This is a genomic window from Winogradskyella psychrotolerans RS-3 (genome assembly GCF_000427335.1).
Taxonomy (GTDB): Bacteria; Bacteroidota; Bacteroidia; order Flavobacteriales; family Flavobacteriaceae; genus Winogradskyella; species Winogradskyella psychrotolerans.
On record NZ_ATMR01000034.1, the window covers coordinates 68,361 to 84,284 of the forward strand.

The window sequence follows — 15,924 nt, forward strand, 5'->3', positions numbered from 1 at the left end:
TTTTTGATTAGAATTAAGATTCAGTCGTCTTACTAGATGATTTTATACTAATACTTAATTCTTCTGTTTTACTATCCAAATCCATTGTTATGATATCACCTTCATGAATTTTAGAATTGATAATTTCTTCTGCTAGTGCATCTTCAACATATTTCTGAATCGCTCTATTAAGAGGTCTTGCACCATATTGTTTGTCAAAGCCTTTTTCTGCAATATAACCTTTGGCCTTATCTGAAAGTTTCAGTTCATAACCCAAGTCTTTTATTCTTTCTATAAGCTTAGCCATTTCAATATCAATAATTTTACCAATATCTTCTTTCTCTAAGGCATTAAATACAATAACATCGTCAATTCTGTTTAAGAACTCTGGTGCAAAGGCTTTTTTCAACGCATTTTCTATCACACCTTTGGCATGGTCTGATTCCTGAGCAACTGCTGCTGCAGTACCAAAACCAACTCCACTTCCAAAATCTTTTAATTTTCTAGCTCCAATATTCGAAGTCATTATAATGATTGTATTTCTAAAATCAATTTTACGACCTAAACTATCTGTTAAATACCCATCGTCTAGAACTTGCAGTAACATATTAAAGACATCTGGATGTGCTTTTTCAATTTCATCTAAAAGTACAACAGCATAAGGCTTACGTCTTATTTTTTCAGTTAATTGACCACCTTCTTCGTAACCTACGTATCCTGGAGGTGCACCAACTAAACGAGAAATAGCAAATTTCTCCATATACTCACTCATGTCAATTCTAACAAGAGCATCGTCGCTATCAAATAATTCGCGCGCTAATACTTTTGCTAGTTGTGTTTTACCAACACCAGTTTGTCCTAAAAAGATAAATGAACCAATTGGTTTATTAGGGTCTTTTAGTCCAGCTCTATTTCTCTGAATGGCTTTAACGACCTTAGAAACTGCTTGGTCTTGACCAATAACTTTTCCTTTTATTAGTTCAGGTAATTTAGAGAGTTTATTAATTTCAGTTTGCGCAATTTTATTTACTGGAATACCTGTCATCATAGAAACGACATCAGCAACGTTATCTTCTGTAACAATTTCACGATGTTGTTTGGTTTCCTCTTCCCATTTTTCTTGGGCAGTAGCCAATTCTTTTTCTAGTCGTTTTTCATCATCTCTAAGCTTTGCGGCTTCTTCATATTTCTGTTTTTTAACGACACTATTCTTGGTTTCTTTAACTTCTTCAAGCTTTTTCTCCAATTCAAGTATTTGTTTAGGTACATCAATATTTGTAATGTGTACACGAGAACCTGCTTCATCTAAAGCATCGATAGCTTTGTCTGGTAAAAAGCGTTCCGTCATATAACGGCTCGTTAATTTTACACAAGCTTCAATAGCTTCATCAGTATAATTAACATTGTGGTGCTCTTCGTACTTACCTTTAATATTGTTTAGAATTTCAATAGTTTCCTCAACCGAAGTTGGTTCAACAATGACTTTCTGAAAACGACGCTCTAAAGCCCCATCTTTTTCAATGTATTGTCTGTATTCATCCAAAGTAGTTGCACCAATACATTGTATCTCTCCTCTTGCTAAAGCAGGTTTAAACATATTAGAAGCATCTAAACTTCCGGTTGCTCCACCAGCACCAACAATAGTATGAATTTCATCTATAAACAGAATAATATCATCATTCTTTTCAAGCTCGTTCATAACGGCTTTCATACGTTCTTCAAACTGTCCTCTATACTTTGTGCCAGCGACTAAACTTGCTAAATCTAAAGTTACTACGCGCTTATTAAATAAAGTACGTGAGACTTTACGTTTTACAATTCGCAAGGCAAGACCTTCAGCTATGGCAGATTTACCAACTCCAGGTTCTCCTATTAATAAAGGGTTGTTTTTCTTTCTTCGACTTAAAATTTGAGATACACGTTGTATTTCTTTTTCTCTACCAACAACAGGATCTAATTTATCCTCTTCTGCAAGTACAGTTAAGTCTCTTCCAAAGTTATCTAAAACAGGTGTTTTTGATTTTTTATTCGTTTTATTAGATTGTCCACTAAATGGATTCTGCTTTGTTTCTTCCTCTTCATTCATGTCATCATCAGAAAACGATTCTGCTTTGGGAGTGTCTAAATAATCATCTTCGCTAGTTATCATAGATTTAAATTCTTCTTTAACGTTATCATAATCTACTTTTAGCTTATTTAAAAGCTTGGTTGTAGGGTCATTTTCATTTCTTAAAATACACAATAATAGATGTGCCGTATTTATTGAGGTGCTTTGAAATAATTTGGCTTCTAAAAATGTTGTTTTTAAAGCACGCTCAGCTTGCCTAGTTAGGTGTAAGTTCTTTTTTTCGTTAGATGTTGTTACGATATTAGGGTTAGCCGGACTCAATATCTCTACTTTGCGTCTTAGATGGTTTAAGTCCACATCTAAGGCACTTAAAATATCTATCGCTTTACCATTGCCATCCCTTAATAGACCTAGCATTAAATGTTCAGTTCCAATAAAGTCATGACCTAAACGCAACGCTTCTTCTTTGCTATAAGCAATAACATCTTTAACTCTTGGGGAAAAATTATCATCCATATTAAATTCCTTTCTGCTTTAAAAATAATAAAAACATATTGAGTATAGGTCAAAAACTATACCTAAACCAAATGAATTTTAAAATGAGTCCTAAATAACTTGAATTAAATTGTACTTGAATAAATAATTAAAATCTCAGGGTTTTTTTGCTAAGGTTTTGTTTATTAGTGAACTATGAGTGCAATAGAAACGAATTACAGGTGTCGTTTTAAGACTTATTTGATGTTTATCAAATGTTTGAAACGAAGAGAGTAAAAAAGCATTTTAAATCAAAGGAAAAAAAGAGATACTTATTAACGAAAAAGATATTAAATATTGTTAATAAAAATTCCCAAAAACCTGATTGATTTTGTATATAAACAGTAGTATTTTGGTTATATTAGCACGTTATTGAAATTCACAAAAACTAATTAATTTTATATATGGCAGAAGGAGAAAAGCTCATTCCAATTAACATTGAAGATGAAATGAAATCGGCCTACATTGATTATTCAATGTCGGTCATTGTGTCACGTGCGTTACCAGATGTAAGAGATGGTTTAAAACCAGTTCATAGACGTGTGCTTTACGGTATGCACGAGCTAGGTATTAGAGCTAATAGTGCACATAAAAAATCAGCAAGAATAGTTGGGGAAGTTTTAGGTAAGTATCACCCACATGGAGATACCTCAGTTTATGATGCAATGGTACGTATGGCTCAAGAATGGAGTTTACGTTATATGTTAGTTGATGGGCAAGGTAACTTTGGATCTGTTGATGGTGATAGTCCTGCAGCAATGCGTTATACAGAGGCTAGAATGCGTAAAATATCTGAAGACATGTTGGCAGATATTGATAAAGAAACTGTAGATCATAAATTAAACTTTGATGATACATTAGAAGAACCGACTGTTCTTCCAACGCGTATCCCAGGGCTTTTAGTAAATGGTGCATCTGGTATTGCCGTTGGTATGGCTACCAATATGCCTCCGCATAACTTAACCGAAGTTGTAGATGGTACTATAGCTTATATCGAAAACAATGATATAGAAATCGATGAGTTAATGCAACACATTAAAGCACCAGATTTTCCAACAGGTGGAACAATATATGGTTACGACGGTGTTAAAGAAGCTTTCCATACAGGTCGTGGACGGATTGTAATGCGTGCAAAAGCAATTATCGAAGAAGTACAAGGCAGAGAATGTATCATTGTATCTGAGATTCCTTACCAAGTTAACAAAGCAGACATGATTAAAAAGACTGCTGATTTAGTTAACGAAAAGAAAATGGATGGTATTGCTTCTATACGTGATGAGTCGGATAGAAATGGTATGCGAATTGTTTACGTTTTAAAACGTGATGCAATTCCAAATATCGTTCTTAATAAGTTATATAAATATACGGCTTTACAAACGTCTTTTAGTGTAAATAATATTGCACTAGTTAAAGGTCGTCCGCAATTATTGAATTTAAAAGAATTAATTCATTATTTCGTAGAGCATAGACATGAAGTTGTTGTGAGACGTACAACTTATGAATTGCGTAAAGCAGAAGAACGTGCACATATCTTAGAAGGTTTAATTATAGCTTCTGATAATATTGATGAAGTTATTAAAATTATTCGTGCTTCATCTAATGCAGAAGAGGCTCGTAATAGTTTAATTGAACGTTTTAAATTATCTGAGATTCAAGCAAAAGCCATTGTAGAGATGCGTTTGCGTCAGTTAACAGGTTTAGAACAAGATAAATTACGTTCTGAATATGATGACATCATGAAAACAATTATAGACCTTAAAGATATCTTAGAAAGAAAAGATCGTCGTATGTCTATTATTAAAGAGGAGTTAGTGGTTGTTAGAGATAAATATGGTGATGAGCGCCGTTCTATAATTGAATATGCAGGTGGAGATTTAAGTATTGAAGATATGATACCTGATGCGCAAGTTGTAATCACAATTTCTCATGCAGGTTACATTAAGCGCACATTACTGACAGAATATAAAACTCAGAATAGAGGAGGAGTTGGACAAAAAGCATCAACGACTCGTAACGAAGATTTCTTAGAACATTTATTTGTGGGAACAAACCACCAATACATGTTGTTCTTTACTCAGAAAGGAAAATGTTTCTGGATGCGTGTTTATGAAATTCCAGAAGGATCAAAAACATCTAAGGGTAGAGCGATTCAGAATTTAATAAATATTGAGCAAGATGATAAAGTGATGGCTTTTATTTGTACTCAAGATTTAAAAGATGAAGCCTACATTAATAGTCATTATGTCATTATGGCAACGAAACAAGGTCAGGTTAAGAAAACATCTTTAGAGCAATATTCTAGACCGAGATCTAATGGTATTAATGCCATTACTATTAAGGAGGATGATGTTTTATTAGAAGCGAAGTTGACAACAGGTGAGAGCCAAGTGATGTTAGCCTTAAAATCTGGTAAGGCAATTCGTTTTGAAGAAGCGAAAACAAGACCAATGGGTAGAAATGCTTCTGGTGTTCGAGGTATCCGTCTTCAAGATGAGAAAACAGATGAGGTAATAGGTATGATTGCCGTAGATGATATGGAAAGCAATATTCTTGTAGTTTCTGAGAATGGTTATGGAAAACGTTCTAGTTTAGAAGATTACAGAATTACCAATAGAGGTGGAAAAGGTGTAAAAACTATTTCTATTACAGAAAAAACAGGTAACTTAGTATCTATTAAGAATGTAACCGATGAAGATGATTTAATGATTATTAATAAGTCTGGTATTGCAATTAGAATGGCTGTAGCTAATTTACGTGTAATGGGTAGAGCAACACAAGGTGTAAAACTTATTAACTTAAAAGGAAACGATTCTATTGCTGCCGTAGCTAAAGTAATGAAAGATGATGAAGAGGAAGCTATAATAGATATAGATGCTGAGGTATTGGACAATGAAGACTCTATTGAAAATGGCACAGCTATTGATAATAATGACACAGAAAGCGAATAATTAACAATAAAACGATTTAATACAAGATGAAAAAATTACTGACACTAGTGCTAGTTTTAGCAATTACGTCATTGTCTTTTGCGCAAAAAAATGAGATAAAGGCAATAGAGAAAGCACTTAAAAATTCAAATTTTGCTGATGCTAAATCAGCAACAGCTGAGGCAGAAGCTTTAATTGGAAGTATGGACGATAAGTCTAAGGCTAAATTTTATTTATTAAAAGCACAGGCATTGTATGCAAATGGTGCGGGTACAGATGCTAATATTGATGAAGCTATAACAAGTTTAGATAATTTGAAAGACTTAGAATCTAAGATGGGGAAATTAAAATATACCCAAGAAGCTAATGAAATGACTACAGGGATGGTTAATTCTTTTTTAACTAAAGCTAATGACGCATTTACTAATAAAAATTATAAAGTAGCGGCAAAAGGTTTTGAAAAAGTATATAGAATGTCTCCTAAGGATACATTATATTTATATTATGCAGCTTCTGCAGCAGTATCAGAACCAGATTACAATACTGCGTTAGATTATTACGTACAACTTAAAAACATGGGGTATAGTGGTGTGCAAATGAATTATTATGCTACTAATGTTGAAACAGGTGAGGAGGAAAACTTTGCTAATAAATCATCAAGAGATTTTTCTGTAAAAGCGAAGTTACATAAGGATCCAAGAGATGAAAAAAGTCAATCAAAAACGGCTGAAATTGTAAAGAATATTGCTTTAATATATGTTTCTCAAGGGGATAATGAAAAAGCATTAGGAGCTATGGCAGATGCAAGAGGTGAAAATCCAGATGATATTGGTTTATTATTATCAGAAGCGAATGTTTACCTTAAAATGGGAAATAAAGAGAAGTTTAGATCTTTAATGGAGGAAGCGACTGAAAAGGATCCTAATAATGCTGAATTACAATATAATTTAGGAGTATTAGCAGCAGAAGGTGGTAACTCAGAGGCAGCTATAAAATATTATGAAAAAGCTCTTGCCATTAACCCAAACTATGTTGATGCTTATAATAATTTAGCAGTAGTAATTTTAAATGGAGAAGCTGATATTGTTGAAAAAATGAATAATTTAGGAACAAGTAGCGCTGATAATAAGAAGTATGATGAATTAAAGGAAAAGCGTACTCAAGTATATCAACAAGCTATCCCTTATTTAGAAAAGGCGTTAGAATTGAAAAGTACTAATGTTGATGCTGCAAGAACATTAATGAATATTTACAGTGCACTTGGTGAAACTGATAAATTCAAAGCTATGCGAACTAAGGTTGAGGAAATTGAAGCTTCAGCAAACGGTAATTAAAAATTACGGTAAAACATAAAAGAAAAAAAGCGACTTTTCAGTCGCTTTTTTTTATACAATTTTTTTAATAACCCTTAACTTATGGGTATGTATGTTTTTATCAATATTATAGATACCACTATGGTCTAAGCGATCAATTCTTACTTTACCGTGGGCATGAATAATATAATTATCTTCCATTATAATACCAACATGCGTAATATTGCCTTCTGCATTATCAAAAAAGGCTAAATCACCTGGTTCACTTTCTTCAATAAAACTTAAGGCTTCACCTTGTGTTGCCTGTTCAGATGCATCTCTAGAAAGTTTGTAACCGTTAAGCTTATAGACCATTTGAGTAAAGCCAGAACAATCAATTCCAAAAGGCGTTTTTCCTCCCCATAAATAGGGAGCATTCAAAAACAGAAAAGAGGATTTTATAATATTCTCTTTAGTGCTTTTTGAAGTTAACGCAGTGCCATCAAAGTTATGATTAAATAAAGCTAAACTATTTAAATCTGATCCAACAGGAATAGGATATAAATTATTAGAAGTATCTGAAACAAATTCAATTAAGTCTTTAGATAAATTAATATCAGACTTATCCAAATTATTGTAGTTAGATTCTTCAATTTCGAGATATTGTTTATTATCTATCCAACCTTCATACTTATCAAAAGCAAAGCGAATACGACTCCATTGTTTACGTTGTTCTAAGACCTTAAAATAATCACCATATAATGCCTGCGTTACCATTTCACTGGTATCGGTAGGTTCTAATCGTATTGGTACAATTCCAAGATTGCAAATGCCGTATTGCATAGGATTTAGTTAAGCGCGTTCTAATACCATTGCAGATGCACCACCACCACCATTACAAATAGTAGCTGCACCTAATTTAGCATTGTTTTGATGTAATACGTTGATTAACGTGACTAGGATTCTAGCACCAGAGCAACCTAATGGATGGCCTAAAGAAACAGCTCCACCATTTACATTCACGTTTTTATCATTTAATCCTAGGATTTTCATATTTGCTAAACCAACAATAGAAAACGCTTCATTAAATTCAAAGAAATCAATAGCATCCAATTCAAGGTTTGCTTTTGCAAGTGCCTTTGGCAATGCTTTTGATGGTGACGTTGTAAACCATTCAGGTTCTTGTGCAACATCAGCATATCCTTTTATAATAGCAATAGGTTTTAAACCTAATTCTTCTGCTTTTTCTCTGCTCATTAAAACTAAGGCAGCAGCACCATCGTTAATTGTAGACGCATTTGCGGCAGTTACTGTTCCGTCTTTTGTAAATGCAGGTCGTAATGCAGGAATTTTATCCATCTTTACATTTGAGTATTCTTCATCTCTGTCTACAATAACAGGTTCTCCTCTTCGCTGTGGAACTTCAACAGGAATCACTTCATCATTAAATTTCCCATTATCCCAAGCCGCTTTTGAGCGGTTATAAGATTGAACAGCATAAGCATCTTGATCTTCCCTAGAGAAATCATATTCCGTTGCGCAGGCATCTGCACAAACGCCCATAGCGTTATTATCATACGCATCTACCAAACCATCTTTTTGCATACCATCTTCTAATGTTGCAGGTCCAAATTTGGTGCCGGTTCTAGCGTGGAAGTAGTGAGGAATTAAACTCATGTTTTCCATTCCACCTGCTACAACAATATTTGCATCTCCTAACTGTATAGCTTGTGCAGCTTGCATTACAGCTTTCATCCCAGAAGCACAAACTTTATTTATAGTGGTACAAGGAACTGTATTTGGCAAACCAGCATAAATAGCGGCTTGTCTGGCAGGTGCTTGCCCTGTACCAGCTTGAACAACATTACCCATAATGACTTCATCAACCAATTCAGGTTTCAAGTTTATTTTATCTAAAGCTCCTTTAATAGCAGCAGCTCCTAATCTTGGTGCTGGTACTGTAGATAGGCCTCCTAGAAAACTTCCAATAGGTGTTCTTACTGCTGAAACGATAACGACGTCCTTATTCATTGTAATTATATTTGATGTTGTTTGATGCGAAATTAAACATTTTTTGAGAGATTTGAGAATGTATTAATGATATTAGCCTTCTAAAATTTTAATATTTATTACATTTGATTGTATATGAATGTATTCTTCAATAAGTGGTATAAGAATCACGCTTTAGTCTATAAAATTTTGTTGTTCATTGTAACAACATTGTTTATTGTATATCTGTTTCCTAAAACAGGAAAGTTTAGGTATTCATTTGAAAAAGGGAAGCCTTGGCAATCTGAAAATTTATATGCTCCGTTTAATTTTGCTATCAAAAAATCTCAAGCTGAAATTGATGCCGAAAAAAATGAAATTAAAGACCGAAGTCTTGTTTATTTTGAAATAAATAGAGACGTTAAAGATGAGGTGTTTTCTGATTATCTAGCACGATTTAATCAGGTGTTTAAAGACTCTAGTAATTTTATTAGTGAAAATTCAGACTTATATAAAAAAGGAAAAACAATAGTAAATAACCTTTACAATGTTGGAGTTTTAGATTTAGATTACAATTATGCGGATGATAGACCGGTAAAATTAGCGACAGCTAATAAAGTTGAAAAAGAAATTCAATATGGCAGTTTATTTGAATTGAGTAATTTAAGAACTCATGTTGAGTCTGATATGGGTAATTCAATACCTGTTGATGTTAAAAAACGTATGATATCTGTTTTTTTCGATGTTATAAAACCTAATACTAAATTAAACAAAAACTTAACCGAAAAGGCATTAGAAGAAGAGTTGTCTAGAATATCATTAACAAGAGGTCGAGTAGAGAAAGATCAGCTTATAATTTCAAAAGGACAGGTTATTGAAGAAGCTCAATATGACATTTTAAGTTCACTTAAATCTGAATATGAGTCTCAAGTATGGAATTCAACCAATTACAATTGGGTTCTTATAGCCTATACTTTGTTAGTGGCTTTAGCACTTCTGATGCTACTATTATTTCTTAGTAAGTACAGAAAAGAGGTTTTTTTAAACAACACTAAAGTTACATTCATATTTTTCAATATCGCGTTAATGATATTTTTAAGTACGTTAGTCATCAACTTTAATTCTCAATATATATATGTAGTGCCACTATGTATTTTACCTCTAGTATTAAAGGCTTTTTTCGATGCGCGATTAGGTTTGTTTACGCATGTACTTACGGTGTTACTTTTAGGTTTTGTAGTGCCCAATAGTTATGAATATATGTTTCTTCAAATTATTGCTGGTATGGTTACCATATTAACTGTTTCGGAATTGTACAAACGCGCTAATCTTTTTATATCTGTAGGACAAATAACGTTTATATATATCATAGCATACTTCGCCTTTTTTGTAATTCATGAAGGACAGTTAACAGGTTTAAAGTTTGAGATTTTTGGGATGTTTATCCTTTCTGGTTTAGCGACACTATTTGTTCAACCTTTGATATATATATATGAAAAAATATTCGGATTAGTCTCTGATGTGTCTTTATTAGAGCTTTCCGATACAAATACTAAACTCCTAAAAGAACTATCTAACAGAGCACCCGGAACATTTCATCATTCTTTAAACGTTGCCAACTTAGGAGAAGCATCAGCAAACGAGATTGGTGCAAATGCCATGTTAGTTAGAGTAGGAGCCTTATATCATGATATTGGTAAGATGAATAACCCAACGTATTTTACGGAAAACCAGAGTACAGGTATTAATCCTCATGATGAATTATCGAATAAAGAAAGCGCGAAAATTATTATAGATCATGTTTTAAACGGCATTGAAACCGCTAAAAAATATAATCTTCCAGATCGTGTTATAGATTTTATAAGAACGCATCATGGCACAAGTTTGGTCTATTATTTCTATATGAAGGAAAAGGCAACAAATGAAAACGTTGACATCAGAGATTTTACTTATCCTGGACCAACTCCATTTAGTAAAGAAACAGCAATACTAATGATGTGTGATAGCGTAGAGGCAGCTTCTAAAAGTTTAAAAGAACCTACAAGCACTAAGATTAATGATTTTGTTGAAAACATAATCAATAAACAGATGGAAGGTGGTCAGTTTTTGAATGCTGATATCACCTTTAAAGAAATCCAATCTCTAAAGAAGGTACTTAAGTTTAAGTTGGCTAATATTTATCATTTGAGGATTGAGTATCCTGAGTAAATACAAATAAAATCTATTCTTTGTCTGATTTAAATGTAATTTAAAGAGTAAAAAAGTTTATTCTATTTCTAAATGGATTATACTGTAATGGTTTGATATTTATTGAAATTACTCTTGCGGAATGGGGCGTCTTAATTAGCTGTATGTTAAGGTGTAACGAAGTAGTAAAAGCTAAATACTACTAAGGTGAAAGAGTAGCTTTTGAAAAGTACAATCCTAATAATGTTTTGAATTTCTTTAGAATAAGATCGTCTTTTTAACCGATTTTTGAGATAGATTATATATCCAAAAGGAAATTCTAAAAATGATATAAATTCATACTATAATTATATATTGGTTCTAACCCAAAAAAGCCCTTGAAAATGAATTCCAGGACTTTTTAAAAGTATAAGAGAATAATAATTAATCAATAATTATTTTTTTAAGGAAAACCTTATTAGAACTAGAAATTACACGTAACAAATACATGCCAGGAGCAAGATGACTTATGTCTAATTCTTCAATACCATCTGCATTTAGCATTTGCTGCCCGGTCATATTATAAAGGGCTACTTTAAAACTTGCATTATCCTGTAGTTTTATGTTTAAAACATCATTAACTGGGTTAGGGTAAACCATAACTTGGTTTGTTTTGTCGTAATCTGAATGACTCAACGACGTAAAATCTATAGTGTACGTAAGCAGTCCTAGATCAAAACTTCCTATATAAACTTTAACTGAATTTTCATAAAATTGATAGGCAGCAGAGCGGCTAGAGATACTCAACAATTGTCCATTATTAAAAGTGTCCCAGCTATCACCACTATCTGTAGAAAAAGATAAAGAAAACTCAGATACTTCCGATGAATAGGTTGTAGCAACAATAGCTCCTTCTGTTTCTGTTGAAAAGCCGAGTTTAAAAACCAAATCGGTAGATTTCTGTACCCAGTTTTCTCCACTATCTGTAGAAATAAATATTCCCTTTGAAGTTGCTATAGCTAATGTATTAGCATTAAAAGGATCCTTTTGCAAATCGAAAATAAGATCATCTGGCGTCATAACTTCTAGTCCGTTACTATCGTTACTCCATGTGTTACCATCGTCGGTAGAAGAGTATATTTCCACCCCTACAGATAAAGTAATTTTACCAGAATTGTCTATTAAGATACCGTTTATTATATCTAAAAAGGGTAGTGTAATATCTGTTTGCACTACACTATTAATATCTGTGAAATCAAACTTTTTCAATACAGTATCACTTGGCGAAAAGCCTGAAAAAGCAACCAGTACCGTTTCATTAGCTTGAGGGTAGGTGCCTAACGCCGTAAACCCATTCAGATACAAGGAGGTCAAAAAATGTTTTGTAACACCATTGTCATGGCTCACTTCAAAATTAGAGCCCATGAAACTTGGGCTTAAAGTAAATATTCTATTCGCTGTTATTTTATCTGCTAAAACAGTTGGGCCTGGGTTAGATGATGAAAAATTAAACGGCAAAACATTGTATTCTAATTCTAACTCTGTATTCAAATCGCGATGCACAAAACCAAATCGCACACCATAATATAAATTTGCATTTTCATCGTCCAAGTACAATTCCAAATTGCCTTCACTTGCATAATAAGGACTTTTTAACCATGTAACGGTCTCACCTCCATCTGTTGAAAATAAAGGGACATAATTACTCGTTATAATTACTTCTTCAGAGTTCTGTGGGTTGAAACTAGCATGTTTCCCGAAACTATAACTTAAAGGATTATCCTCCAAATACACTATATTTTGCCAAGTGGCACCAGAATCTCTAGAAATTGCAATTTCGTTTTCTTCCAAAATAATGATCTGTGAAGGATTAAGAGGATTGTAATGTATTGTATTTATACCATCTAAAACTCCCGTAGTCCAGGTGATGGGTACTATATTGAAAGTCTCCCCTCCATCTGTAGATTTATATAGATTTTCAATTGTAGAATCAAAAGTTCCAGCTGTTCCAATTAAAAGGGTTTCTGTATTAGAAGGGTCAAAAGCTATAGCTTCTAAACTAACACCGTCAAGCTTTACCTCCCATGTTTGTCCTGCATCTTCTGAAATAAGTAAGCCAGCTTCCATACCTCTAGCAAGAAATAATTTTTCAGGATTATTAGGGCTTATAGCAACATTAAATATAGACACGGCATCATAGTCTTGAGTATCGTAAACTGTTACCCAGCTTAATCCGCTATCTGCTGTGTAAAACGTTTGACCTAAATTAGTGTCTACTAATAATATATCGGAATCTCCTTCATAAAAAGAATATGATACTGCATTGCCGTTTAAATTTTGGTTAGGCAAATTAAAAGTTTTTGAAACTTCATTCGATGTAATATTATAAATCATTATAGCACCATATGGACGGTTTGGTGTTATAGCTATAAAACTTAAGCCTGTACCATCTGCAGTTAGTTTCATCTCTTCAATTGAGGCAGATTCACCAATAGGCAAAGAGTAAAGAATATCCCAGCTTGCTCCATTATCTGTAGATACTAATATATGATTTTTTAAAGTATGAGCGTAAACCTTATTAGGTACATTGGCGTCATAAGTGAGAGAGAAAATTCTCCCATAATCTTCAGAACCTAACACTTCGAATTGAGCAAAAATAGGTTGAACACAAAAGCTTAAAAAGAAAAGGTAAGTAGTAATTAATTTTTCATGGTTTTAATTTTGATTAGAATTCAATACTATGCACAAAAATTCATAATCTTAGAAATTACCACATAATTACTGTGACAGCTCAAATAAAAAGTGTGACATCTAATGCTAAATACTTGATATGTAGCTGTATAGTTGCTGGCTGTCCTTTAGGCCAATTTTACTACTTATTCTTTCTTTACGTTTACGAGAAGCTTCTACGGTAATATTAAAAAGTGACGCAATTTCTTTACTAGAGAGGTCCATGTAAAGGTTACTTAAATAACGGATATCGTTAACAGTGAGTTCAGGATGATTTTTTTTAAGGGTTGAAAGAAAACCATGATTCACCTCTTCAAAATGTGTTAGAAAACTCTCCCATTCTGCATCACCTTTCAAAAGCATTTTCAACTCTTTTACTTTTTTTGATAGCAATGCATTTTTGGTTACTTCTGTTTGCCCTGAAAGACTATTAATTACTTCTTTTAATAACTCATTTCTGTTTGAAATTTGTAATGCTTTTGTTGCAAGTTTCCGGTTCCGATTTTCAATTTCATTTCGTAACCGTTCTTGCTCTAGTAGTGCCATAGTTTCTTTTGCAACTAACTGTTTTTCCAAAAGTAAATTGTCACTCTCCTTTTTTTGAAGTTCCAAATTTATTATTTCTTTGCTACGTTTATTAAGTATTTTGCGTTGCTTGTTTTTTAAATACATATTCCTTAATGCCCAAGCAATTAGAAAAATGATCAATATAGCAGCACCCAACAGACCGTAAAGCGTCGTTGTTTCCCTTTGGTTTAGCTCCTTATTAAGTTTTAATTCTCGTTGGTAATCTGCAATTTCAAATTTAACCCTATTGGTTTCAAATAGTTTGCCGTTCTTCATATTATTAACCGAGGCGCTCAACGAAATTAGAGAGTCTTTGGCTCTCAGTGCTTTACTGTACAACTTGCTTTTTTCATACACAGTGGCAAGTTGCTCGTATGCCATTATTTTATTTTCATAATTTTCTGCTGCATGCAGCGCTTGTTGGGCATATAAAATTGAATTTTCGCCTTCATCAATATCTTTTGTAATGTTGGATAGTAGAATAAGAAGCAACACGCGTTCTTCAATATTGGCAATTGGTTCTAGTTTTGGTAATATTTGTTGTGCCAAGGATTGTGCCACTAGAAACTCTCCTCTTTTATATTTGTTTTCAGCCAGTGCAATGTCACCAATAATAGCGATTGATGGCTTATGTTGAAGCATTTCATTTGCTTCCGTCAAATAATTCGTTGCCTCATCCAATCTGTTAAGTTGATTGGCAACAATACCTAAGTTAATGGCATAAATACCAATTTTAATACTTTCATTATGTTCTTTTGCTTGTACATATGCTTTTAAAAAATATTCTTGAGCCTTAGGCAAATCACCTTCTTTACTGTAAAGGATAGCAATATTGTTTAAAACTATCATCTCTTCATTATTATCCAAATGTTTCAACGCAATGGTATATGCTTCAAGATAGTTGTCTAGCGCTTCGCCGTAATCTAACATAGCATAGTAGTTGGTACCAATATTATTTAAGGCCAAAAATTGCTGTTTATACCATTGATTTTCCTCGGCAACAGTTCGTACATTAGTTAGTATCTCTAGCGATAGCGGATATTGCATTTCAATCCGAGCCTCAATCCCTTTCCTTAATAAACTGTCTAATTGTACAGTATTTTGGGCGAATAGTAAAGGGCAGAAAAAAAATATAAAATAGTTGCTAAAAAAACGCATAGGATTTAGGATAGACCAACATTAGTAAAAGATAAATGTAATGATAATATTAATTATACAATAAATCTATTTACTCTCGCCCACTGCTTATGTAGGGAAAACGAGATTATTATCAAATACAATTTTTGCTTAAAAACAACAAGTAGTATGGATCATTAATAACGAGCATCAAATTTTATAAAAAAACAATTTGTGTGTGTATAGTGTGTGTGATTCTGAAAACCTGCATGAATTAATTTTAATTATTAACTGATATTTGATTATAGTTTGTGGGTGGGAGAGATCTGTTTTTAATGTGTATTAAAAAAGCGTACCTCTTTATTATTAAGGTATATGGAACTATTTGTTAAAAACAAAAAAGCCTCAACATTGCTATTAAGGCTTTTTGAGATCGCACTAGGGTTAGAACTTAGGTCCGCCTGCTTAGAAGGCAAAAAAAAGCGAGTCTATTGTTAACCGAACAGCATTGAAATTAAGTATCTGTATGTTGATTAGGCTTATGGTTCTTTAAAGC

The 15,924-nt window shown here is 33.0% G+C and carries 8 protein-coding genes; 3 read left to right on the plus strand and 5 right to left on the minus strand.

The genetic code is table 11. The features are described from left to right. Positions 1-13 precede the first annotated feature (13 nt). Positions 14-2,563, minus strand: a complete 2,550-nt coding sequence (locus ADIWIN_RS02660; RefSeq protein WP_020894847.1) for an ATP-dependent Clp protease ATP-binding subunit — start codon at positions 2,561-2,563, stop codon at positions 14-16. A 422-nt stretch (positions 2,564-2,985) separates the two neighbouring features. Between ADIWIN_RS02660 and gyrA the strand changes: the two genes are divergently transcribed. Together gyrA and ADIWIN_RS02670 are read left to right on the plus strand one after the other, a co-directional pair. After that, complete coding sequence (gene gyrA / locus ADIWIN_RS02665) at positions 2,986-5,529, plus strand: DNA gyrase subunit A (RefSeq protein ID WP_020894848.1); 2,544 nt, start codon at positions 2,986-2,988, stop codon at positions 5,527-5,529. 26 nt (positions 5,530-5,555) lie between these two features. Next, the gene (locus tag ADIWIN_RS02670; RefSeq protein ID WP_040756383.1) at positions 5,556-6,842 is read left to right on the plus strand and encodes a tetratricopeptide repeat protein; all 1,287 of its coding nucleotides are present in this window, start codon (positions 5,556-5,558) and stop codon (positions 6,840-6,842) included. A gap of 51 nt (positions 6,843-6,893) precedes the next feature. Here ADIWIN_RS02670 and ADIWIN_RS02675 read toward each other — a convergent pair whose 3' ends face one another. Together ADIWIN_RS02675 and ADIWIN_RS02680 are read right to left on the minus strand one after the other, a co-directional pair. Beyond that, positions 6,894-7,643, minus strand: coding sequence for a C40 family peptidase (locus ADIWIN_RS02675; protein ID WP_020894850.1), 750 nt, complete (start codon positions 7,641-7,643; stop codon positions 6,894-6,896). Positions 7,644-7,652: 9 nt separating this feature from the next. After that, positions 7,653-8,831, minus strand: a complete 1,179-nt coding sequence (locus ADIWIN_RS02680) for an acetyl-CoA C-acyltransferase (RefSeq protein WP_020894851.1) — start codon at positions 8,829-8,831, stop codon at positions 7,653-7,655. A 114-nt stretch (positions 8,832-8,945) separates the two neighbouring features. Here ADIWIN_RS02680 and ADIWIN_RS02685 point away from each other — a divergent pair, with 114 nt between their 5' ends. Beyond that, positions 8,946-10,997, plus strand: a complete 2,052-nt coding sequence (locus tag ADIWIN_RS02685) for an HD family phosphohydrolase (protein ID WP_040756385.1) — start codon at positions 8,946-8,948, stop codon at positions 10,995-10,997. Positions 10,998-11,399: 402 nt separating this feature from the next. Here the strand turns inward: ADIWIN_RS02685 and ADIWIN_RS02690 are convergent, their stop codons facing one another. Then, complete coding sequence (locus tag ADIWIN_RS02690) at positions 11,400-13,595, minus strand: T9SS type A sorting domain-containing protein (protein WP_020894853.1); 2,196 nt, start codon at positions 13,593-13,595, stop codon at positions 11,400-11,402. A 177-nt stretch (positions 13,596-13,772) separates the two neighbouring features. After that, entirely contained in the window at positions 13,773-15,410 is a 1,638-nt protein-coding gene (locus ADIWIN_RS02695; protein ID WP_040756387.1) for a tetratricopeptide repeat protein, read from the minus strand. Between the last annotated feature and the right edge of the window lie 514 nt (positions 15,411-15,924).

Bases quoted from the DNA above. Each gene is read 5' to 3' on its own strand.
- ADIWIN_RS02660 (WP_020894847.1), bottom strand. From the start codon at position 2,563: ATGGATGATAATTTTTCCCCAAGAGTTAAAGATGTTATTGCTTATAGC.
- gyrA (WP_020894848.1), top strand. From the start codon at position 2,986: ATGGCAGAAGGAGAAAAGCTCATTCCAATTAACATTGAAGATGAAATG.
- ADIWIN_RS02670 (WP_040756383.1), top strand. From the start codon at position 5,556: ATGAAAAAATTACTGACACTAGTGCTAGTTTTAGCAATTACGTCATTG.
- ADIWIN_RS02675 (WP_020894850.1), bottom strand. From the start codon at position 7,643: ATGCAATACGGCATTTGCAATCTTGGAATTGTACCAATACGATTAGAA.
- ADIWIN_RS02680 (WP_020894851.1), bottom strand. From the start codon at position 8,831: ATGAATAAGGACGTCGTTATCGTTTCAGCAGTAAGAACACCTATTGGA.
- ADIWIN_RS02685 (WP_040756385.1), top strand. From the start codon at position 8,946: ATGAATGTATTCTTCAATAAGTGGTATAAGAATCACGCTTTAGTCTAT.
- ADIWIN_RS02695 (WP_040756387.1), bottom strand. From the start codon at position 15,410: ATGCGTTTTTTTAGCAACTATTTTATATTTTTTTTCTGCCCTTTACTA.